Below are 21,767 nucleotides of genomic sequence, written 5' to 3'. Positions count from 1 at the left end.
AAATATGCCTGTACACCGCAGACACTTTCTAAAGAAAACGGCTGCTACCTCACTTGGGGTAGCGGCCTTGCCTGGGGTGCCATTTACCGTATTTAATCCCACAAACACGGGTGGAGCCAGAGATACCTATTCAAACTCGTTCCCTTACTACCCCAACCTCCACTTAGACCTAATCACCTTCAGTAAATCTGGGTCTTGGCTTAAGGTAAACTACGCGGATCGAGAGAAATCGCACCGTTTGCGGATCAGCACCCTGCGCCACCGGGCGGTTTCCTTTAAGTGGCAAGAAGACTGGGCCGGAGCCTACTACGATATTTATCTACTCAAAAATGAGCGTGAACTTACGTACACTATTAGCTACCAGCCTTGGGCGCTGACGCTGGAAACTGAAGTCGGTAATGTTACCTTGACATACCTCGATGTGGATACGCTTTACTTCTACAGCGAAGGCCCCACCATCGAGCTGAAAGCCCTGCAAAATTACTTCTGGCGAGATAGTCTAGTAGACAACCAAACAATCTTGCTGCCGAAGGCGGCCCGGATGTACCACTACTTTAAAAATCCTAACGGAACCACCCTGAATTTTGGATTGAAAGAAAGCGAGAGTACCCTAAAACAATTTCCCCTAGACACTATCCGAGTATCAGAAAAAGAGCAGCCCTACTTTGCGTTTCGCGAGGCTACCCAGTTACACGACTGGTCAGACGAATTGCCTACGGTAGAGCAGGTGCTAGCAAAGCAGCAACAGGAAGTAGAAGACTGGATGAACCGTATGCCGACGGTGCCCAAAGCCTTTCAACCCGCTGCACACAACGCTTGGTTTCTGCTGCACGCCTTTCAAGTGCAGCCGTCGGAGTACCTGACTCGGCCCACCGTGCTCTCGTCTAAAAACTCGTGGCTGACCAAAATATGGGCTTGGGATCACTGTTTTCACGGAATGGGGCTGAGCTTAGCTGACCCCGATTTGGCGTGGGATCAACTGCTGGTGTTTTTTGATAATCAGCTGCCAAACGGAGCCCTGCCCGAACCACTAAGTGATTTATTGCGGGGGCAAGGGTTCACTAAACCACCAGTACACGGCTGGACGATTCGCCAGCTGGTAAAGATTATTGGCCAAGAAAAGTGCATGCCCTACTTAGAACAGGTGTACGAACCCTTAGGCAAGTTTACCGATTACTGGTACGCCCAGCACGACTCCAACAATAATGGTCTGTGCCACTACAAACACGGTAACGATGGAGGGTGGGACAATGCCACTGTCTTTGACCGAGGAACCCCTGTGGAAGGAGCTGATTTGGCCACCTACTTAGTACTTCAACAAGAAGTGCTGGCTGATATTGCTCGGTGGACCGAACGCCTTTCGGAAGCAAAGCAGTGGCAGCAACGCGCCGACCAGCAGCTTAATGCACTAATTGAGCAACTCTGGAACGGCGAGCAATTTGTGTCGCGATTGGCCGCTACCGGAGAGCCAGTTAATTCGCAGTCGCTGGTCAACTATATGCCGCTAATGCTAGGCCAACGGTTACCTGAGAAGATACGTCAGCGCATGCTTCAGGACTTGCAACCGGATGGCTCTTACCTAACCGCCCACGGACTGGCTTCCGAAGCGATTACCAGCGAACAATACGAGGATGACGGCTACTGGCGTGGTCCTATTTGGGCTCCACCTAACTATCAGCTATTCGTTAGTTTGCTGGATCTGGGCGAGACTCATCTAGCCCGCGACATTGCCAAGCGCTACTGTACTACGTGCCAAAATGCCCCCGGTTTTTACGAGAACTATAACGCCAGGACGGGGGAAGGGCTTCAGGCACCGGGAGTCTGCTGGACACCATCGGTGTTTATGCTAATGGCTCACTGGCTCGACCAGCATCCTGAAAGTGATTAGCTAAATGAATAATGTTGCTGAGAAAGACGATCAGTTCTCAGTAGCAAAGACTCGGTTAAGCATAATCACAATAAAAATTTTCCAGGTGATTCTACTCTGGCCACTTATTTCTAGGAATAGCGGTAGGCAAGCATTGATACACTGCATCTTCCCGAAAAGCATATTTCTGCTCAATTTCTTCGGTAAGAATTACCCCTAAGCCAGGTGTGTCAGGAAAATGAATATTACCGCTCTCAATCTTCCACGGTTGTTGTACCATTGCCTCGCGTAAAGGAAAGGCAGGCATTGGCCATTCGGCGAAGGAGCCACCACCAGCTAAGGCAGCGTGATAGTTGGCCATCATGCCTACCGGCCCACCCCAGCAGTGTACGATCACTTCCGTAGCTTTCTGACGAGCTGTGGCGAAAACTTCCATTACAGCACTAATTCCACCAATTACGGTAGCATCAGGTTGGGCAATATCGTAGCAGCCCTGAGTGATACGATCATTGAGTTCAGCAGCAGTAGTTACAATCTCACCTCCGGCTACGGGGGTGTTGAGCTTTTGTCGAAGTAGAGGATATTCCTGTGTATTGGCCGGTCCCAGTACTTCTTCTACAAAAAATAAAGTGCGCCCTGTAAAATCTTGAATCTTCTCAACAAACCGTACTACTTCCGAGACTGATTGTCCGGGATACATGAGATTTTGAGTCATATCAACGGCAATCTGGATACCTCGTTCAGCCCCTTCATCTACGCACCAGATAGCCTTATCAAGCTCATTATTTCGTGCCCGAATTTTAAAGAACTTGATGCCGTGGGCTTGTAAGTAATCCAGCTCCTCAGCCATGGCCTCGGGGCTTATTGAATCACCCCCACTACCGTAGAGCGTAAGTGTGTCATTTAATTTGCCGCCTAGGACTTGATAAACAGGTAATTGTAGTAGTTGAGCCCGGCAGTCTTGCATGGCAATTTCTACCGCACTTAATGCGTGCTTAGCTGCCCCTTGCATGCTCCAGTAACCAATTACAATACGTAGATTATGATAAATCTTATTAACCTCCATCACCTCTTTACCAATAAGATAGGGGCGTATCAAGCGAATAATTTGTTCGAACACCCTGGGGGCAAACACGGCTAGATAACCTTCTCCTAAACCTTTGGTGCCATCTTCTAGGGTAATTTCTACTAAGCCGCAAGTGCGGTACTGGCTAGGTAAATGTAATTGTACTTCCAGATTGGTTTCAGGATCAGCGTAGGGGGCACTTAGTAGTACCGGACGTACATCAACAATTTTACTCATCAATAGCCTCGGTTTAGATCAACAATATTTTCTAAGGATTGGTCACACTGAAATCGTGACAGATTACTCAAGAATACCTTCACTTTGTTCAATAGTTCTTCCTGACTTCCTCCTCCTGTATGCTGAGTCAGTAGGGTATTCGGGCAGTGCCACAGCGGGTGATCTTCGGGTAAGGGTTCTTGCTCGGTTACATCTAATATACATCCGGCGAGCGTTTTTTGCTGGAGGGCTTCTATCAAGGCGGGCTCATCTACCGCGCTGCCGCGTCCTACATTTACAAAGATAGCCTGTTGAGAGAATTGGGCTATCCGAGTTCGATCAAAAAAGCGAATAGTCTCCTGGGTTTCGGGCAAACAACTAATTACCACATCGGCTTGGGGAAGATGCTTGTCAAGTTCGCCAGGAGAAGAAAGGTTAGCTTCGGAGAGGTATTTGTCCATTACGGTTACTGTAGCTCCTAGGCAGGAGAGCGACTGCGCTAACGTTTGTCCGATTGACCCACCCCCCACAATAATAACTGATGAGCCGGATAGGGTTCGGAGGTAAGGACGTAGCTTAGCCCCTACCCAATGATGGTGGTTTTGATGTCTCTCTAAGGAGGGAATACCTCTAAAAAAGCTTAAAATGCCGGCTAGTACAGTTTCAGCTACAGCTACCGAAAACATGCCTCTTAGGTTGGTAATAGTTGCCGTAGTCTCTACTGACTGATACTCACCGAAACCCACTGATTCTAATTGTAGCCAGCGGAGGTTTGAAGCTTCGGCAAGCCATTGGACAGGAATATTTCCAAAAGCAATAGCAGATTTGAGGAACTGTCTTTGGTTCTCCTCGGCGGTATGATCTTGGGCAAAATATAAAGTCGAACTATTCACCTGCTGCTGCAAGAAGGCTCGTTCGGAGTCGCCTAGTTTCAATTGTATGAACATGGGCACGACACTCATAAAGAATCAGATTTAACTGCATTGAAAAAGCCAATGGTTTGTAACTCGCTCTCCAACGTTTCGTAGGTAGAAGGGGTTAGCGTAGTCAAGGGCAAGCGCACTGGACCACAGTCCTGACCAATCATCCGCATAATGGCTTTTTGAGCGGGTAAGCCACCGTATTTGAAGATTAGACGCACGGTAGCGACTGACAGTGCTTGGTACTGCTGAGCGTCTTCGTGGTGTTTTTGATTAAAAGCTCGGATCACTCGGTGGTAGATTGGAGCCATAAAATTGTACGTGCTGCCAATAAAGGCCTTTGCTCCGCAAGCTAGTGCCCCCAGTAGCATTTCGTCCGAACCATAAAGGATTTGGTAGCGATTATCAGAAAATCGTACACAGGCCTGGTACTCGTGCAGTAGGGGAGTAGTATATTTGATTCCTGCTAAGGTTGGAATCTCCTTCTGAGCGGACTCTAGTAAAGCCAACATGTTGAGCGATACGCCAGTAAGTGCCGGAATATTGTAATAATATAATGGTAACTGGGGAGCTCCTTCAGCAATCAATTGTAGACTGTTAGCCAACGCATCAATTGTATTCAGCTTGAAGTAAGTGGGAGCCGTAGCTGAAATAGCATTTGCCCCAATTTCTTGGGCGTGCCGTGCTAGGCTCTTTGCCTCGGTGAGGCTATTATGACCAACGTGAACGAATAGGAAAAGACGCCCTCGGTTAGCAGTTACAAACGCTTCCGCTAGTTTTTGGCGTTCAGCGACAGTGAGCGAAGGCCCCTCACCCGTACTACCGCATACGAATAAGCCCCGCACATTCCAGGTGGCGAGATGTTCTACGAGCGCAGGGATACGTTCGTAGGCAATGCTTCCATCAGGGTACATGGGAGTGAAGGGGGCAGCTACTAAACCTTCTATTCTGGGATTTATCATGGTTGGTTTGCTAGTAGACGAGCTACAAATACACTATTATCCGCCGCTACATTGGTTTCGCCACGCATATACTCAGTTGTAGTAATCCATATTTGTTGCCCATCAACTTTGGTGACCCCAAAGTTGCCTAAGCCTACCCCTCGGTTAGGAACTATTTCCTGTTCGGTATCTCGTAGTACAACAAGTTTCTGCGGATCAACTTCAGCAATAAAGAGCGGTGCTCGATGACGAAACACTCCATCATTATCTGCTCCGCGACGGGTATAGGATAAAAATAGGCGATCGTCATGGGTAGCCCAGTGCTGCTGGGTATTATAACTACCGAGTACCGAACCATCATCAAAGGTCCACTCCTGCAATTCTTCGTAGTGCAAACCGTCCGAACTACGGGTAACATAAGCTGACTGGTCGGTACGAAGGGTTAGAAAGTAAGTCCCGTTTAGATAAGCTAGTGAAGGTTCACCAAGTCCGCGCCCTTGCTTCATCTGTAGTTCCTCCCCTAGTTCGAGGAAAGTAAGCTTTTCTCCGTCAAAGGAGCAGCGGAGCACCGCTACCATCTGGCTCAATTCATCGTTGTTCATATTATTCCCAACATCGTAAGCAGTACGATCGGTGGTTGCCGCTTGCTCAGCCGACATCTTGTAATAAAAAATTGGTAGCAGGATTTCTCCGTTGGGCTGCATGAGCCACTGCACGCATCCGGCATTAGGGGCAATAATGGAGAGTGCACTGGTATCCTGAGTCGGAATATCCAAGGCTTGGTGTGATCCCCACTGCTGAGTTTCTGGATCGTAGACCGCGTAGGCCACCTCGCGACGGGAGCGATCGGGGGTACTGTCGTCGGTATAGAAAAACGACTTGCCAATATTAAGTATTCTCCCTGTTTTAGGGTGCCACTGTGGCGTCATATCGCTAAGTGAGCGACGATAATTGTTATCAATGGTGTGCAGTTTAAGCGAAGGAATCTCCTGAGGAACTGTCCAAGTCTGCCCCGAATCGTAGCTCAGGGTTTGGTAAAGATCGTAGTACACATCATCACCGGTTTTGAGCTTTTGCGACATCGTCATGATGGCATAAGGGGTGTCTGTTGGTACCCAGGCAGCTCGGGCTTGAGTCCAGATAAAGTCGATGGAAAGGCTCTCTTCGTCGTTTTCTTGAATAACCGTTTCCAGCATTACACGAAAATTAGCTTCAGTGCTTTCTTGAGCAGATTCAGAGGATAGGGAAGTAGTACAGCACCAAGCTGTCAGTAGTGTAGCTGTAGCAAAAGTAGTTTGTCTAAGAAATCGTAGGTACATACCGGAGGCTATTGAACGAGGGCAAGTTACAATAAATATCTTAATATGTAGTACATAATAAAAGCTTCTATTTGTTTAGCGATAGGAGCGCACCCTAGCTAAGTTTTGAACCTGATTGTCATCAGCGATTCACATTGATATCTCGTCCTCGTAGGGGAGCTGTGATATGGTCGTACAGCAGTCGTCCCGTTTCTTCCGTATCTCGCTGTTGTAAAGCTTCGTAAACTGCTCGGTGTTCATGCAAGGTGAGTGTGCGTGTTTCGTCCGAAGCGCGGTACTTGCCCTTAATTTTAGGGAAAAAAGCCCGAACGATAAGCGTGCCGAATACTTCTATTACAGGGTTATGAGCAGCGGCAAGCAATGCTAAATGAAAATCCTGGTCGGCAGTTTCGTCCAATTCGCCAGCCTGATGAGCGGCTTCCATCTGTTCAATGGTTTCGAGGATCGTTAACAAGTCTTTTGCGGTTCTCTTACTAGCGGCTTCCTGTCCAATAGCTCGTTCAAAAACAGCTCGGGCTTCAATTAGTTGCCTATCATCGAAATTGCAGTGTTCTAAGTGCTGTACGGTAGCTTGTTGCAGATAGCTGATATCCGGTGCTAGTACCACTGTTCCCCCTTTTTTGCGAGTTTGTACTAATCCTTGCTCCTGCAATATGGTTAGCCCCTCCCGTAAGTGACGAATGCTTACTGATAGCTCCTTACAAAGTTGCTGCTGAGTAGGTAATTGCTCGCCTGCCTGATACTGCTGCTTGTGAATGTAGCGCCGAATGCGGACGGCAGCTTCCGAAGCGGTGGATAAAGCCATTGTAAATTTTTTGATAAAGATATATCAATTGCTTGATAAATCAGATGAGTTTGATTTTATTTGACATATTAAAATATTATTTGACAAATAAAAAATGATCGCTACCTCCACCTTAACTAATCCATCGGAAATTAACGCTCCAGAGCTATTCGCTGTGTTACCACCGAATCGTTGTGGTTCCGCCGACCGAGCGTACATGGATGAAGTGTTAGACGATGGCTTCGGTAATAAAGAGTCAGCCAATATGCTGGCTCGCTTTGAACAAGCATTTGCCGAAAAGTTTGGCGCACAGTACGCTATCTCCATGAATTCTGGTTCGGGTACATTGGTAGCAGCCTTAATGGCTGCTGGTGTAGGACCGGGTGATGAGGTGCTAGTGCCTTCATTAACGATGGCCGCTACCGCCTTTTCAGTAATTCATACTGGGGCCGTGCCGGTGTTTGTTGATAGCGATCCGCGCACTTACTGCCTCGACCCCACTGATGCTTGGCGAAAGACTACTGAATTTACCAAGGCAATTATGCCAGTATCTATCTACGGTCTATCACCTGACTTTGATCCTATCATGGATTTGGCCCAAGAACGTAGCTTGGCTGTGATTGAAGATGATGCCCAGACTTTTTTAGGAACGTACCGAGGGAAGATGGTAGGTACTATCGGACACGCGGGTAGTTTTAGTTTTCAAGGTTCCAAGCACATGACTACTGGAGGCGACGGGGGGATAGTTATTACTGATGATGAGGAGTATGCTATTCGGATTCGTAAAGCCGCAGTGCAAGGTTACCGAACATTAGGGGCAAAACCAGGTTCTACTATGATTCCCCGCGATGAGCGGCAAGACTGGCGTTTTGAGCGTCACGATAGTTTAGGCTACAACTTCCGAATGTCAGCCCCACAAGCCGCGCTAGGGTTAGGGCAACTAGAACGACTAAATCAATTAGTAGATGCTCGGCGCTACGTAGCTCATCAGTACGATCAGGTAATCGCTGAAGAAAAGTGCGAATGGTTAAGACCACCTCACACACCGGATGAATGCGAACATACCTACTGGTGTTACCCAGCTTGGCTCAATGAGGCTGAACTGGGAGTAACGTGGCGCGATTTCCGAAAGAAATTTATTGAACTCGGTGGTGATGGCCTCTACGGCTGCTACACTCCAGTACACTTAGAACCGGTTTTTCGCGAGTTATCGTTTTATGGTGACAAAAACCGCTCACCGCTCTACGATCCCCGCTATCAGGGGAAGGTAAAATCGTACCAAGCTGGTGACTGCCCAGTGCTAGAAGAATTTCGTAAAGGATTGTGTTTATTCAAAACCGGAATGCAGACTCTGGACAAGGTAAGGGGCCAAGTGGATGCTTTACAAAAAGTGATACGTTACTACCAAGGATAGCTCATGAATATTCAGGAATTATTTGACCTGCGAGGACGCGTAGCCTTAGTTACCGGAGCCTACGCCTGGCTAGGCAAGGATGTAGCTTCAGTGTTAGCCGAAGCTGGAGCGTCGGTGATCGTCACTTCTCGTTCAGCCGAGAAAGCGGAAGAAGCTGCTTTACAGCTCAAGCAAGAATACGGTAACGATACTCTTGGGCTTACGATGAATCAGCGGCAGTACGCTAGTGTACAACAAATGGCTGAACAAGCTATTGCCTGGAAGGGAAAAGTTGATATTTTGGTTAATAATGCAGGAGGCGGAGTTGGCAATAGTCCGGGACACCTATTTAAGCGCTCTTCTGAAGACATTGCCGCGATGATTGAAACCAATCTTACCGGGGTGATCTACTGCTGTAAAGCCGTGGCCCCAACTATGGTAGAAGCTGGTTACGGAAAAATCATCAACATTGCCTCAATGGCCGGACTTATCGGGCGCGATCGCCGCATGTATGACCGCAGTGGAATGAACGGACAACCGGTAGATTACGCGGCTGCCAAAGCGGGAGTTATCGGACTTACACGAGACCTAGCCGGGTTGCTGTCGCCCGACGGAGTATACGTAAATGCTATTTCTCCGGGTGGCTTTGAGAAGCCGGGCAACTTACCCGAACAGTTTACTGGCGAGTTTGCCGACGCTACGATGCTCGGTCGCTGGGGCCGTATGGGCCTCGACCTGAAAGGAGCAGCATTGTACTTAGCCTCACCTGCTTCAGATAATGTAACCGCCCACAATTTAGTAGTTGATGGTGGGTTTTCATTATGGAAATAGCCTCTGTGGATGCAGCCCCTGTGGACACAGCTTTTACTCTACCAGTATGTTCTAAGGCTCAGTGTATCGGTAGGCTTTAGTCGACAAAAACCTCACATTGCTAGGTCAATTAGTCGCTGTTATATAATCAACACACTATGTACGGAAAAATTGGAACAAAATACCCGATCTGGATAATGCTTATCGGAGCAATACTGCTGTTCACTTATTATACCTTTCGCCCCAACCAGTATACTCATCCTTACGAAGCCCAAGTAGATAGTGTGCTGTCTCAGATGACTTTAGTCGAGAAGATAGGTCAGCTCAATCATCTGAAGGGTAACTATTCTACCGATATTTATGAGCAAGATACTGATCTGGAAGAGGAAATTCAGCAGGGGAGGGTAGGGGCATTAACCCCCTTTGTAGACTTAGACCAGCTTATAGCTTGGCAAAAGCTAGCAGTGGAGGAATCCCGTCTTGGTATCCCACTGCTGTATGCGGCCGATGTGGTACACGGCTACCGGACTATTTTTCCAGTGCCCTTGGCTCAAGCAGCTAGCTGGGATTTGAAAGCCATTGAGCAAGCTGACCGTATTGCTGCCACAGAGATGAGTGCGGCTGGTCTGCACTGGACTTTTGCTCCTATGGTGGATATTAGTCGTGATCCTCGCTGGGGGCGTGTGATGGAAGGAGCAGGCGAGGATCCATATTTGGGAAGCTGCATAGCTGAAGCACGGGTTCGTGGATTTCAGGGGGATGATCTGTTGCAGAGCAATACCGTGATAGCTTGTGCGAAGCATTTTGCGGCCTACGGAGCACCTGAAGGCGGTATGGAATATAATACCGTAGACGTGTCGGAGCGAAGGTTACGCGAACTGCACCTTCCGCCTTTCCGGGCGAGCGTAGATGCTGGAGTAGCTACCCTAATGAATTCGTTCAACGTGGTGGCGGGGGTTCCTGCCAGTAGTAACGATCTGCTTCTCAAACAGATTCTGCGGAAAGAATGGGAGTTTACCGGCTTTACCGTTTCGGATGCTAATTCCCTTCACGAAGTAATTCCTCACGGTGTAGCCGCTAATCGGAAAGAGGCAGCATATCAGTGCTTTACCGCCGGTTCAGACACTGATTTATGGGGGCAAGTGTACGTTGAGTCGCTTGAAGAGTTAGTGAAAGAAGGTGCAATAAGCGAAGTCGATATTGACCGTTCGGTTCGCCGCATATTACGCTACAAGTTTGAACTAGGTTTGTTCGATGATCCCTATCGCTATTTCGATACAGTACGACTCCAACAAACGCTTCGTCGCCCCGAACACCTTGAAGCCGCCCGCTCTCTAGCCCGTAAGTCATTCGTGTTGCTTAAGAATGATAATCAGCTACTTCCCTTCCAACCTGCTCAGTACGAACGCATAGCACTCATTGGCCCGCTAGGCAATAGTCGCGAGTATAAAGATTTGATCGGTAACTGGAGCGGATTTGCTAACCCTGATGATCTAACGACGGTGTACCAAGGGCTGAAAGAGGCTCTGGACACTACCGTTAAATTAGATACTGCTTCGGGCTGCCGGGCCTTCGGCAATTGTCCGGAGGCGATGATTGAGCAAGCTCGCCGAGTGGCGGAGCGCTCCGACGTAGTTGTGTTGGCCGTGGGAGAGAACGGGTACAATACTGGCGAATGCGCTAGTCGTGCCGACATCTCACTTCCTGGCAATCAGGAGGAATTGATCAAAGTGGTGGCGGCGACCGGAAAACCGATAGTTCTACTGCTTTTTACTGGCCGTCCTTTGGAGTTGACCGATATTCTTAATGATGTTTCGGCGATAATGGTCTGCTGGCAGCCCGGTACCGAGGCAGGTCTTGCCGTGGCAGATGTATTACTGGGCGATCACGCCCCTCAGGGGAAGCTACCCATGACTTTCCCCTATCACCAAGGGCAAATTCCAATTTACTACAGTCATCTGAATACCGGCCGCCCACGACAGGGGCCAGAGGACACTCGTTGGGGGGTAAGCAAATGGTCGGACGTGCCTAATGAGCCGCTGTTTCCGTTCGGTTATGGTTTGAGCTACACTACATTTTCGTACTCGCCTCCAACCCTAAGCCAAACTCAGCTCTCAGCAGATGATACCTTAAAAATATATACTACTGTAACTAATACCGGCCAAACCGACGGTACTGAGGTGGCACAGCTATACATCCGCGACCAGATCGCTACTGTATCGCGTCCGGTGAAGGAGCTGCGAGGGTTCCAACTGGTAACGTTAGCCCCTGGTGCGTCCCAGTCGGTAACCTTCCAAATGACCGTGGAGGATTTAAAGTACTGGACACGAGAAATGCAGTACGCTGTAGAACCTGGTAACTTTTCAATATTCGTCGGAGGCAATTCACAGGATACCCAAACCGTCTCTTTTTCGCTTATGGACGATCAGTAGGGGTGTACAACAGCGCAGCTGCCGCAAAAATGCATATTTTCTTGCCGGACTTGTTCCGGTCTAGCGAGACCCGGTCTGGCGAGACCCGGTCTCGCCAGACCCGGCATCTCCCGTATAATAGGAGGGAGGTCTGGCCCCAGGCTGGGCGCGTGGCATCCACCGGAATTCGCCGGGCGTTCCACGCTGGACGCAAAGCTTCATCCGAGCCACCGTGCGGTTCTCCGCCGGGGCGCGGGGGGGTACTCCGCTTTTGCAAAATTGCGGCAGCCGCGCTATCGTACACCCGATCAGTAGCAAACTACTCCACTTAAAGTACAGACGTAATGGTTTATTATAATTCAGTAACTCGTAGTGTTAATTTTGAGGTGATTGACTGAATACCCATGAAGTACTTCTCCTTAAAAACAATCAGGTACCATTGTTAGAGAGTATTGATCGTTTAGACCATCTAGGGGGGCAACTGTTCGGCGCACTAGCGCGAGATACCACCACAATCATCGTTAATCAAACACACTATAAAGATAGCGTGTACCACTAATATTACGATCCGGTTTTGCAACATGAGGAAGAAATGGCTCGAGGAAACCAGAAGATTAAAACTGTATCGTCAGCAAGCAACGAACTCTGGATTAAAGTGCGGGGGTAAATTCGCCGAAAATCTACCAAATATCAGCTCGCCAAACCTATCGTCCCCCTATTAATCTGGCCTAGTAGAGTTCACGCTATGAGAATGCTGAAAAAAACCATATTTTTCGGACATCTTCGTGTACAACCACCTCTATCTGTGAAGTTTTACTATCTGATACCTACCCGGAATTCTTTTGTTGTGCTGACGGCAGTTACCTTGTTATTGAATCCATTACTCGGTATTAGCAAAAACTTCAGAGGGCATTCGGCCGATAGTCTACCGGGCGATAGCATCACCCTACCGCTATGGCCTACCGTAGTACCGAACGAACAGGATACCCTCGGTCTGGAGAAAGACAGTACTCAACCCGATGACAATTTAGTGGCGGGGCGGCGTGTTATCCGACTTATTAACGTAAGCCAACCAGCTATCACGGTTTATCATCCCCCGGCCGAAAGGTCTACAGGCACCGCTGTGGTGGTATGCCCCGGCGGTGGATACTATGTTTTGGCTATGGATCTAGAAGGAACCGAAGTTTGCCAATGGCTCAATTCGTTAGGCATTACGGCGATACTACTCAAATATCGAGTGCCTCGTCGCAATAACCTGCCTAAGCATGTTGCGCCTCTTCAGGATGCACAACGAGCGATGGGACTGGTTCGTCAGCATGCCCGAGCTTGGAGTATTGATCCGGAACGGGTAGGTATGATTGGTTTCTCGGCGGGTGGTCACCTCACTGCTACGCTAAGTAATAACTATCGTCAAAGAACCTACGAACCGATTGATTCGGCAGACTACCTGAATTGTCGCCCAAATTTTTCCATGCTGATTTATCCAGCTTATTTAATGGATAAGGAAGATAGTACCCAGCTATCGGCTGAACTTCCAGTAAATAAAAGCACCCCGCCCACCTTTATCGTCCAGACAGCAGACGATGGAATTGGGGTAGAAAATAGCTTGTTGTATTATCTGAAACTCAAGCAGGCAGGTGTTCCCGCTGAGATGCACTTATATGCTACAGGTGGTCACGGATACGGTTTACGATCTATTGAAAGTAACGTCAGCACCTGGCCAATACAAGCCGAGCGGTGGTTACAAACGATAGGTGTGCTTACTCAGTAAACCAGTAATCAGTATTGGTTAAACAGGCCAGTACTATTGTCCGTAGTTTCGCAAATGTTTTTTGATAACGTGCATGGCGCGATCCGGTTCGGCCACACTACGGGGGTAGTAATAGTAAATGAGTTGGTCTACCCCCTGAGCTACAATCTCGGGTAAGCGACGGTTCATTAGATCAATATCTTTCGTTGCTAAATTATGATTTTCTATCAACCATAAGGTCTTTTTGTCGCTTGCTCGGGCTGCTTTGAGAAACCGCTCACCAGCTTGTTCTCCTAATAAGTTCTTGCCACGTCCCTCTTCACGCCCTCCGTCTCGGTCGTACCAGGGGCGTCCGTCGCACCCTAAGTAGTCAAGGTGTTCCACTTGCGCGACTGCTGCTACGATCTGATCGCTATAATGAGCTTGATCAAATAAGCTAGTGGTGACGTGCGGATAGTTCTTTTTAACAAATTGATTAAGGCGACTGTGGAAGCGAGTGGTGGCTTGTAGGTGGTCTTCAAAGGAAGCTTCGGCACCCAGTGCTTCTACGGCTTGTGGTGAGTAGTCCCAACCGTAGGATTTAGGTTCGTCCCACATTATCCCTCGTATAGGCCATTGCTCCAGCAGAGTAGTGAGCGACTCGCAGAAGAATTTGTAGGTTGCAGGGTGGTGAATACTGCTTATTACGCCGGATACAGAAGAAACCAGTGGAGTGCCGTCTTTTTTTAGCACCCAGGTATCTGGATGCAGTACTGAAAACAGACTGGGTACTTTGGGGGCTCCGGCAAATATGCCTGCCCAGCGGGAGGGAACAGCGTGTACGGCCATGCCTACCCGTTCGGCTTCCCGGCATACAATTTCTATATTCTCTACTGCCGCAAATAAATCTTGCTCGAGCACAGCGATGGTTACTACATGCGTACCCAAGTCAGCCATCCACTCCATGTCTTCGCGCACCTGCCGGGGTACCATCGTATACATATGGGCTCGGAAGTAATACGCATTTAGTAGTCTATTTTTTGAGAAAGAACTCGGGCAAGAAGCTAAGGATTGATTGGCTGAACCAACCGCTACCCAACTTGCACCTAATGCAGTACCTTTCTTAACAAAATCCCGTCTTTTCATTCGGTTGAATTCGTTTTACTCTCTTTTAGTAGTGTGTATATTGTTAACCGATTTAGATCTTTGGAAGGTTTTGACGTGAGCAAACTTGTAGCGTATCCTACCATAAAAGCCGATACTAGACCGCTAGTAGCGTAGAGCAGCAGATGCATATCGGTGAAGGCTGCTACGCTCCACTGTACCAATGCACTGGTTAGAATGCCCGCCACTGCCCCTGGCCCGTTGGCTCGTCTGGTGAACATACCAAGCAGAAACACTCCCGCTAGTCCTCCGGCAAACAAGCCAATAAACGTATTTAGTTGATCCCATAACGATTGAATATCCCATTGAGTAAGCAACAGCGCCATCATGGTTCCAATAATGCCAATGGCTGCAGTACTTCCCTGAGCTACTCGTAAATATCGTCGTTCGGTAGCTGTACTGTTAAGGCGACGGTAGAAGTCCGTGGTAACCACCGTAGCTACCGAATTCATACTGCTATCAAGGCTGGACATCGCAGCGGCGAATACACCGGCGATTAGTAGTCCGGCAATGCCAGGAGGCAGCTCCGATACGATAAAATAAGGAAAGATCGCATCAGGGGTAGCTTGCACCACATCGGGTACTTGTTGTAGGTAGAATACATACAGGGCAGTGCCAATGCCAAAAAAGATTAGCGTAGCGGGGAGAGTCAGTGCTGCATCAGTCCAAATACCTCGCGCAGCGTTTCGTTCATTACGGGTGGTAAGATAGCGTTGTACTACGGCTTGATCGCTACCATAGCTCACAATATTTGCCCCAACACCACCTAATACTACTACCCAGAAAGTGGGTTGAGTAAAATCAAACCGAAAGTCAAATAGGTTAAATTTATCGTCATTCTGTGCTGCTTCCCATATACGATCGTACCCTCCCTCGATAGAGAATCCAAAATAGACCAGACAAAATAGTGCTCCGCCTAGTAGCACTACTACCTGTAGCACATCAGTCCAAATCACTGCCTCAATGCCACCTAACACAGTATATAAAATGCTTAGGGTACCCATCAGGATAATGCACCAGCGAACATCTACGCCGGTTACTAGCGACAGCGCAATAGCAGGTAAATAAATTACAATACCTACTCGCCCGAGTTGCAAACCGATAAACATTAAACTACCTAGTAAGCGTGTGGCTAGATTGAATCGCTTCTCCAGGTACTCATAGGCAGTGGTAACATTAAGGCGCCGAAAGAAGGGTAGGAAGACAAACACGATCAGTGGTGATACCATGATAATGGTCATATTGAGCATGAAGTAGGCCCAGTCAGTAGCGAAGGTTTTAGCTGGGATGGCCATAAACGTAGAGGCACTGAGCTGGGTGCCAAAAATGCTGAGCCCCGCTGCCCACCAAGGAACGCGCTGTCCGGCTCGGAAGTAATCATCGGTAGTACTACGTCGCCGTGAGAAATAAAAACCTAAAGCTACTAACAACGCTAAGTAAGCACCGACTACTGTATAGTTAATCCAGCCAAAAGAAGGAGAGGGCATTAGTCGTTTTCATTTTGTGGGCCGTCGTGCGTGTAACGGAACCAATTAAAATCTACTGTACCCCCCTGATCTTCAGAGTTGTAGTTAAATAAAGCGTACTTTGTACCTTCAAACCACGCCCGCACAATGGGAATCGACTCGCCTAGCTCAGTAAAATTTTCTTGATCCAAGCTGTAGTAGGTACGGCCAATGGCTTCTCCCTCCGTAAATTCCACCGTAGCCCGAAGCCATACTTGCTCTTGGTTTACCACTGGTCCGGTCTGTTTCGTATCGTTACGTTCGGCGCATAACCGAGTACGCCCATCTTCCTGAATGACTCCGATAGAAGCATATCGCTTATTGAACAAGCTCAGTCCGGCGTACTGACTATCCTGAAGGTCCGTAAGGTGCATCTCGGTAGTGGTCTGGCTTTCTCGTCCCATCACCAGTTGTACCAACGTGTTTTTAGCGAAAATAATAGACGAATCGTAGGGTACCGAATCCAGGTTGTGAGTACGTCCCGCCTTTTCTACCAATGGTAGTGCTTTTAGTCGTAGAAAGCCCGAGCGTTCGTTTAGCGACCAGTGGGCATCATCAGGATTATGGTTCCAGAGCCACTGTAATCCTAAGGTGTCCTGATTAAACTCATCAGAGCTAGCCGGTACGGTGATGGGATGTTCGCCTGCGATGGTGGGCTTGTTGACGACCTTCACTGGCTCACCGATGCCATTGCCATCGTAGTCTTTGCCCATCACCGGCCAACCATCGTCACCCCAGGCGGCGGGTTCCAGCCATAGCACTCGACCGTAGCCATTGATTTGCTGAAAGTGATAGAACCACACCTCTCCGTTTTCTAATTCTACCCAAGCTCCTTGGTGAGGCCCATTAATATCGGTTGAACCACGCTCTAAAACTACCTTCTTTTCGTATGGTCCGTAGATGTTTTTTGACCGCATCACCACTTGGTAGCCGTGCTCAATGCCGCCTTCGGGGGCAAAGATGTAGTAGTAGCCGTTGCGTTTCAGCATCTTTGGCCCTTCCAACACCGGGCCGTAGGCAATCACTTTTCCACCGTCTAAAATCTTTTGCCCATCAGTACTCATTTTATGCAGGATAACCGGCCCCGCCCCTTGCTCGCTACGTAGTAAATACGCTTGCCCATCATCGTCCCAGAAGGGGTAGGGATCTTCCCAGCGCACCACTCGCTTCACCTCTATCAGCGGCGACCAGGGCCCGGATGGATTTTCGGCGGTAGTGAGGTACAAACCTTCGCTTGGAGTACAGAAATAAACCCAGAACTTACCATCGTGATGCACCAGAGCCGGAGCCCAACTGCCCTTTTGGTACGCCTGCCCTGGCTGGTCGTAAATAGAATCAATTGGCAACTCACGCCAAAGACGAGCGATGATCCTCCAGTTGATCATGTCGCGGGAGTGTAGAATAGGATTACCCATAAAGTGGTGTGAAGCAGCCACCATATAAAAGTCGTCACCTACCCGAATCACATCGGGATTATTATAGTCGGCGAAGAGCACAGGGTTGCGGAAGGTGCCGTCGCCCTGGTCGCCCCAGGCTAGAGGGCCGTTGGGTGGAGTAGATTCTTGCGCGAAAGCAGAAAAGTAGATCAGCAAACCAGCTAATAGAAGGCTTGACCTTTTTAGGTTGTATATTATGTAGAACATAATGCTAGTTTGTGAAAAAGATTCGGTAAAAGCAAGGCTAAGCTATTGAATAGCTGGTCTAAACTCTTTAGGAAGTACTACACTTAGCCTACTTACCCATCAACGAAGGCAAAAAGGTGGTGATGGGTGGATAATAGGTAATAATCAGTTGGGTGAGCATTATCACTAACAGAAAACGAAGTACGTAAGGCACCATCTGAGCAACAGTTGCCCCACTTACAGCACTAGCAACGAATGGAGTAGATCCTACCGATAGGGTTACCAGACCGATGATCATATTTGAAACAACCAATACTCCGAAATGCACCGCGGCTAACCTGCTGTACATGCCAATTGCTTCGCTGATTGGGAGAAGCACTAGTACTACAATCTGTAATCCCGGTTCGGCATCTATGAATATTTCAATCAACAGTAGTCGGCCGTTCAGAAATATTAGTACTAATATCCAATGAATTAACAAAGTGGTCTCGGTGAGAGGTCGCCTCCTCCTAATTACACGAGCTGATCGCAGAAACCTACCAGTCGTCTACCGCACTGATGGCAGCCAGCACTGCTCCCTTACGGCCGTAGATTAGTACATTTTTTGAAGAGATACTCCGTATTGAGTGGGTTCTCATCGGTGAGCAGCGGAGCTAACTTAGCATCAATAATTTGCTGGGTAACATCTGGGCACATACCTGCATTACTAATACCGTGGTAACTATCGTCAGTTTTAGTTGAGCCTTGCCATTGGTATAGTTTAGTATTCACTGACGTAATTTTCATTAGTGTTGTTTGAGGTGCTTAGTATTTGGTATTTGTCAATCTAAAGTGCAGATAAGACAAAGTAGAAAATAATTTTTTAATATGTAGGACATAATAATAATATTTTTTTAGATTTACTAGCATTCTTATATGTCCAACATATTGTCCTATCTATCACCTAAACCTTCAATCTCATGCGAAACCTTTTACTGCTCCTAATAAGCGGTAGTATTTCTTTTGGTGTATTTGCCCAAGACATCACTGTTTCCGGAAGAGTTACAGATTTGTCGAGTGATGAACCTTTACCGGGAGTAAATATTCTGGCGAAAGGGACAGCCACTGGTACAATAACCGATGCTGACGGGAACTACAGTCTGTCGCTACCGAATTCAGTACAAACTTTAGTCTTTTCTTCTATTGGCTACGAGAAGATTGAAGAGGCTATTAACGGAAGAAGTACCATCAACATTGATCTGTCGCCCGATATTCAGGCGTTACAAGAAATCGTAGTAGTGGGCTACGGTACTCAACAGAAGAAAGATCTGACTGGGGCGATTGTACGGGCTGATATAGAGTCGCTAGCCGAGCAACCCAATACGAACATTCTACAAAGTCTACAGGGTAACGTACCCGGACTTAACGTAGGGGTAGAAACCCAGGCCGGTGAAACCCCTTCCTTTTCCATTCGGGGGCAAAACTCACTATCAGGTAGCGGAGAACCACTTATTGTGGTTGACGGAATTATCTACCGAGGCAATCTGCGGGACATTAATACCAATGATGTAGCCTCTATCGACGTGCTAAAGGATGCCAGTTCTACGGCAGTTTACGGTTCACAAGCGGCCAATGGAGTTATTTTAGTTACTACTAAATCTGGCGCAGATAACTCGGGTAAACCCATATTCAATTACTCCGGTTCGTTTGGACTGCGTACCCCAGGTCATGTACCCGATTACTATGATACTGAAGGATATATCGGACTATTTGAGAAGTTCTACTGGCGACAGTCGCGTTTGGAGCCAGATTTCCTGACTCCCAACCCGGACTTCAACCCGGCTGATGCGGGTAACATGGAGCCCGAAATGGTAGAGGCACTTAATAGTGGTAACGGAGTAGACTGGTGGGATTTGATTACTCAAACTGGATCAGTACAAAATCACACCTTGAGCATTAGCGGGGGTTCCGAGCGGTCAAGGTACTACATCTCTGGAGCGTATACTGATCAGAAAGACGTGGTAATCAATGATGAGTACCAACGAATTACGGGGCGAGTGAACTTTGAGAATTCTCTGACTGATTGGCTGACGATTGGTACCAATTCCTTTGTAGCAGCCAATGATTTGTCGGGCAGTGAGCCTAGTGTAGGTAATGGCTACGATATGCCACCTTTGGCGATTCCGTACGATGAGAACGGCGATCCAGTGCTATTCCCTACGGGTTTATTACGTACCAGCCCACTCATTGCACTACAAGAAGATAACTTAGATAAAGTGTTAAGTCTTTCGGGCATTCTGTACGCTACAGTAGAGGTGCCCTGGGTAGAAGGGCTTAGCTACCGGGTGAATTACTCGAATAACTACCGAGTAACTCGGCAGTTTAATTTTGATCCTTCGGCTCAAAACTTTGCCGGAGAAGCCCGGAAGCTTAACCGATCCAACTACGACTGGACGCTTGACCATATTCTGACCTATAAGCACCAGTTCGGTGATATTCACAACCTGGATGTAACCTTGCTCTACGGCCGGGAAAGTCGCCGTAGCGAAAGCAACGAAGCTACCTCTATCGGATTTGTTAATCGCGCATTAGGGTACAACAGCCTAGAAGCAGGGACACTTCAGCAGACCTTCTCGGATGCCTGGGAAGAGGATATGATCTACTCTATGGCTCGGGTCAATTATAGTCTGATGGATCGCTATACCCTAACGGGAACAGTGCGGCGAGACGGTTTTTCCGGCTTTGGTGAAAACAACAAAACTGGTATCTTTCCTTCAGTAGGGGTTGGTTGGGCTATTAGCGAAGAAAATTTTGCTAGCGGTCTGCCGTGGCTAAGCTTTTTAAAGCTGCGCGCTACCTACGGGGTGAGCGGTAATCGTACTCTGGGACGATACGCCACCCTGTCGCGTATCGCTACTCAACCCGCCTACGTGTTTGGTGACGGAGGGGGTACCGAGATTGGACAAAACATTACTACGTTAGCGAATGCTGATCTAGGTTGGGAGACCACCACTGGACTTAATCTGGGACTGGATTTTGGTATTGTAAAGGACCGTATATCGGGAAATATTGAGTACTATAATACTCGCACGAATGATCTGCTTTACCAGATTAATATTCCTGATATCACAGGTTTCTCTTCCGTATTTACGAACCTAGGCGAGATTGCTAATCACGGTATTGAGTTCACCATCAATACTGTCAATGTAAAAACCTCCAATTTTCAGTGGAACAGTTCGTTCAACTACTCTCGCAATCGCAACGAAATAGTATCACTGCTAGGGCGCGACGATGATGGCGACGGACAGGAAGATGATATTGTAGCCAGTGGACTCTTCATTGGCGAACCAATTGGAGCTATTTACGAATTTGAAAGCGATGGTATCTACCAGTTTGGCAATGATATCCCCGATGGCTACAGTCCGGGACAGTACCGAATTAAAAACCAGAATGGTGACAATGCGATTGACCCTATCAACGACCGCAGAATACTAGGGTATCGTGAGCCGTCCTACCGCTTTAGCTTCAACAATGAGTTCCGCTACCAGAACTGGACGCTCAAAGCGTACATTTACTCCATTCAGGGAGGAAATGATTTTTACTACGGCAACAATACTCCCTACATCGATTACATCGGAAGAGATAATATTATCACCTACTACAATATTCCGAAGGTGTGGGATTTCTGGACCCCTGATAACCCGAATGCCGAATATCCGGCTCTGTTAAATCAGCCGCCGATCAACTTCCGCACCTACCGGCAGCGTAGCTTCATCCGGCTACAAAACGTATCGCTAGGCTATAACTTTAACTCAGCGAAGCTAGAAGAAATGGGTATCCGTAATTTGAACGTATTCATTAACGGAAACAATCTACTCACCTTTACCGACTGGAAAGGTTGGGACCCCGAGCCAGAGCGCGACTTGAATGAAGGAGGACGCACCGTTCGGAGTCCCTACGGCATTACCCGCGGTGGTCGGCCTCTGGTACGCAGTTATACCTTAGGTATTAACTTTAGTTTTTAACCTCCATTGAATAATC

17 protein-coding genes are annotated in these 21,767 nt (G+C 48.0%); 7 read left to right on the top strand and 10 right to left on the bottom strand.

Features of this window, described 5'->3' with window-relative positions; all coding sequences use genetic code 11:
- Positions 1-4 precede the first annotated feature (4 nt).
- Positions 5-1,888: an amylo-alpha-1,6-glucosidase gene (locus P0M28_RS04430; RefSeq protein ID WP_302208324.1), complete on the top strand. Its 1,884-nt coding sequence runs from the start codon at positions 5-7 to the stop codon at positions 1,886-1,888.
- Between the two features lie 91 nt (positions 1,889-1,979).
- On the opposite strand, the gene P0M28_RS04425 is transcribed toward P0M28_RS04430, so the two are convergent.
- From P0M28_RS04425 to P0M28_RS04405, 5 genes are all read right to left on the bottom strand, one after another.
- The gene (locus P0M28_RS04425) at positions 1,980-3,170 is read right to left on the bottom strand and encodes a mandelate racemase/muconate lactonizing enzyme family protein (RefSeq protein ID WP_302208323.1); all 1,191 of its coding nucleotides are present in this window, start codon (positions 3,168-3,170) and stop codon (positions 1,980-1,982) included.
- The gene (locus tag P0M28_RS04420) at positions 3,170-4,111 is read right to left on the bottom strand and encodes a D-2-hydroxyacid dehydrogenase (RefSeq protein WP_302208322.1); all 942 of its coding nucleotides are present in this window, start codon (positions 4,109-4,111) and stop codon (positions 3,170-3,172) included. Before P0M28_RS04420 ends, P0M28_RS04425 begins: the two co-directional genes overlap by 1 nt.
- A complete protein-coding gene (locus P0M28_RS04415) occupies positions 4,108-5,031 on the bottom strand; it encodes a dihydrodipicolinate synthase family protein (RefSeq protein WP_302208321.1) in 924 nt (307 codons plus the stop codon). The genes P0M28_RS04420 and P0M28_RS04415 overlap by 4 nt, the downstream gene beginning before the upstream one ends.
- Entirely contained in the window at positions 5,028-6,329 is a 1,302-nt protein-coding gene (locus tag P0M28_RS04410) for an exo-alpha-sialidase (RefSeq protein WP_302208320.1), read from the bottom strand. Before P0M28_RS04410 ends, P0M28_RS04415 begins: the two co-directional genes overlap by 4 nt.
- 121 nt (positions 6,330-6,450) lie before the next feature.
- A complete protein-coding gene (locus P0M28_RS04405; protein ID WP_302208319.1) occupies positions 6,451-7,134 on the bottom strand; it encodes a FadR/GntR family transcriptional regulator in 684 nt (227 codons plus the stop codon).
- Positions 7,135-7,228: 94 nt separating this feature from the next.
- Between P0M28_RS04405 and P0M28_RS04400 the strand changes: the two genes are divergently transcribed.
- The 5 genes from P0M28_RS04400 (at position 7,229) to P0M28_RS04380 (ending at position 13,498) form a co-directional block, all read left to right on the top strand.
- On the top strand, positions 7,229-8,527 hold the full coding sequence (locus tag P0M28_RS04400) for a DegT/DnrJ/EryC1/StrS family aminotransferase (RefSeq protein ID WP_302208317.1): 1,299 nt from the start codon (positions 7,229-7,231) through the stop codon (positions 8,525-8,527).
- Between the two features lie 3 nt (positions 8,528-8,530).
- Positions 8,531-9,337, top strand: coding sequence for an SDR family NAD(P)-dependent oxidoreductase (locus tag P0M28_RS04395; protein ID WP_302208316.1), 807 nt, complete (start codon positions 8,531-8,533; stop codon positions 9,335-9,337).
- A 137-nt stretch (positions 9,338-9,474) separates the two neighbouring features.
- Positions 9,475-11,748, top strand: a complete 2,274-nt coding sequence (gene bglX / locus P0M28_RS04390) for a beta-glucosidase BglX (protein WP_302208315.1) — start codon at positions 9,475-9,477, stop codon at positions 11,746-11,748.
- A 29-nt stretch (positions 11,749-11,777) separates the two neighbouring features.
- On the top strand, positions 11,778-12,059 hold the full coding sequence (locus P0M28_RS04385; RefSeq protein WP_302208314.1) for a hypothetical protein: 282 nt from the start codon (positions 11,778-11,780) through the stop codon (positions 12,057-12,059).
- Between the two features lie 473 nt (positions 12,060-12,532).
- Positions 12,533-13,498 carry an alpha/beta hydrolase gene (locus tag P0M28_RS04380; RefSeq protein WP_302208313.1) on the top strand — a complete coding sequence of 322 codons (966 nt, stop codon included), beginning with the start codon at positions 12,533-12,535 and terminating at the stop codon, positions 13,496-13,498.
- A 33-nt stretch (positions 13,499-13,531) separates the two neighbouring features.
- Here the strand turns inward: P0M28_RS04380 and P0M28_RS04375 are convergent, their stop codons facing one another.
- From P0M28_RS04375 to P0M28_RS04355, 5 genes are all read right to left on the bottom strand, one after another.
- Positions 13,532-14,602 (bottom strand): hypothetical protein, encoded by a 1,071-nt coding sequence (locus P0M28_RS04375; RefSeq protein WP_302208312.1) that lies wholly within the window; start codon positions 14,600-14,602, stop codon positions 13,532-13,534.
- Positions 14,599-16,107, bottom strand: a complete 1,509-nt coding sequence (locus P0M28_RS04370) for a sodium:solute symporter family protein (RefSeq protein WP_302208311.1) — start codon at positions 16,105-16,107, stop codon at positions 14,599-14,601. The genes P0M28_RS04375 and P0M28_RS04370 overlap by 4 nt, the downstream gene beginning before the upstream one ends.
- Complete coding sequence (locus tag P0M28_RS04365) at positions 16,107-17,768, bottom strand: glycoside hydrolase family 43 protein (RefSeq protein ID WP_302208310.1); 1,662 nt, start codon at positions 17,766-17,768, stop codon at positions 16,107-16,109. The genes P0M28_RS04370 and P0M28_RS04365 overlap by 1 nt, the downstream gene beginning before the upstream one ends.
- An 88-nt stretch (positions 17,769-17,856) precedes the next feature.
- Positions 17,857-18,228, bottom strand: coding sequence for a TRAP transporter large permease subunit (locus P0M28_RS04360; RefSeq protein ID WP_302208309.1), 372 nt, complete (start codon positions 18,226-18,228; stop codon positions 17,857-17,859).
- 98 nt (positions 18,229-18,326) lie between these two features.
- A complete protein-coding gene (locus P0M28_RS04355; RefSeq protein WP_302208308.1) occupies positions 18,327-18,533 on the bottom strand; it encodes an SAM domain-containing protein in 207 nt (68 codons plus the stop codon).
- Between the two features lie 173 nt (positions 18,534-18,706).
- Between P0M28_RS04355 and P0M28_RS04350 the strand changes: the two genes are divergently transcribed.
- Positions 18,707-21,751, top strand: coding sequence for a SusC/RagA family TonB-linked outer membrane protein (locus P0M28_RS04350; protein ID WP_302208307.1), 3,045 nt, complete (start codon positions 18,707-18,709; stop codon positions 21,749-21,751).
- Positions 21,752-21,767 lie beyond the last annotated feature (16 nt).

Origin of the sequence: Tunicatimonas pelagia, from assembly GCF_030506325.1 — a bacterium.
Lineage (GTDB): Bacteria > Bacteroidota > Bacteroidia > Cytophagales > Cyclobacteriaceae > Tunicatimonas > Tunicatimonas pelagia.
Note: the sequence above shows the minus strand (reverse complement) of the source record. Positions and strands in the feature narration are given on the sequence as shown.

Bases quoted from the DNA above. Each gene is read 5' to 3' on its own strand.
- P0M28_RS04430 (WP_302208324.1), top strand. From the start codon at position 5: ATGCCTGTACACCGCAGACACTTTCTAAAGAAAACGGCTGCTACCTCA.
- P0M28_RS04425 (WP_302208323.1), bottom strand. From the start codon at position 3,170: ATGAGTAAAATTGTTGATGTACGTCCGGTACTACTAAGTGCCCCCTAC.
- P0M28_RS04420 (WP_302208322.1), bottom strand. From the start codon at position 4,111: ATGAGTGTCGTGCCCATGTTCATACAATTGAAACTAGGCGACTCCGAA.
- P0M28_RS04415 (WP_302208321.1), bottom strand. From the start codon at position 5,031: ATGATAAATCCCAGAATAGAAGGTTTAGTAGCTGCCCCCTTCACTCCC.
- P0M28_RS04410 (WP_302208320.1), bottom strand. From the start codon at position 6,329: ATGTACCTACGATTTCTTAGACAAACTACTTTTGCTACAGCTACACTA.
- P0M28_RS04405 (WP_302208319.1), bottom strand. From the start codon at position 7,134: ATGGCTTTATCCACCGCTTCGGAAGCTGCCGTCCGCATTCGGCGCTAC.
- P0M28_RS04400 (WP_302208317.1), top strand. From the start codon at position 7,229: ATGATCGCTACCTCCACCTTAACTAATCCATCGGAAATTAACGCTCCA.
- P0M28_RS04395 (WP_302208316.1), top strand. From the start codon at position 8,531: ATGAATATTCAGGAATTATTTGACCTGCGAGGACGCGTAGCCTTAGTT.
- bglX (WP_302208315.1), top strand. From the start codon at position 9,475: ATGTACGGAAAAATTGGAACAAAATACCCGATCTGGATAATGCTTATC.
- P0M28_RS04385 (WP_302208314.1), top strand. From the start codon at position 11,778: ATGCATATTTTCTTGCCGGACTTGTTCCGGTCTAGCGAGACCCGGTCT.
- P0M28_RS04375 (WP_302208312.1), bottom strand. From the start codon at position 14,602: ATGAAAAGACGGGATTTTGTTAAGAAAGGTACTGCATTAGGTGCAAGT.
- P0M28_RS04370 (WP_302208311.1), bottom strand. From the start codon at position 16,107: ATGCCCTCTCCTTCTTTTGGCTGGATTAACTATACAGTAGTCGGTGCT.
- P0M28_RS04365 (WP_302208310.1), bottom strand. From the start codon at position 17,768: ATGTTCTACATAATATACAACCTAAAAAGGTCAAGCCTTCTATTAGCT.
- P0M28_RS04355 (WP_302208308.1), bottom strand. From the start codon at position 18,533: ATGAAAATTACGTCAGTGAATACTAAACTATACCAATGGCAAGGCTCA.
- P0M28_RS04350 (WP_302208307.1), top strand. From the start codon at position 18,707: ATGCGAAACCTTTTACTGCTCCTAATAAGCGGTAGTATTTCTTTTGGT.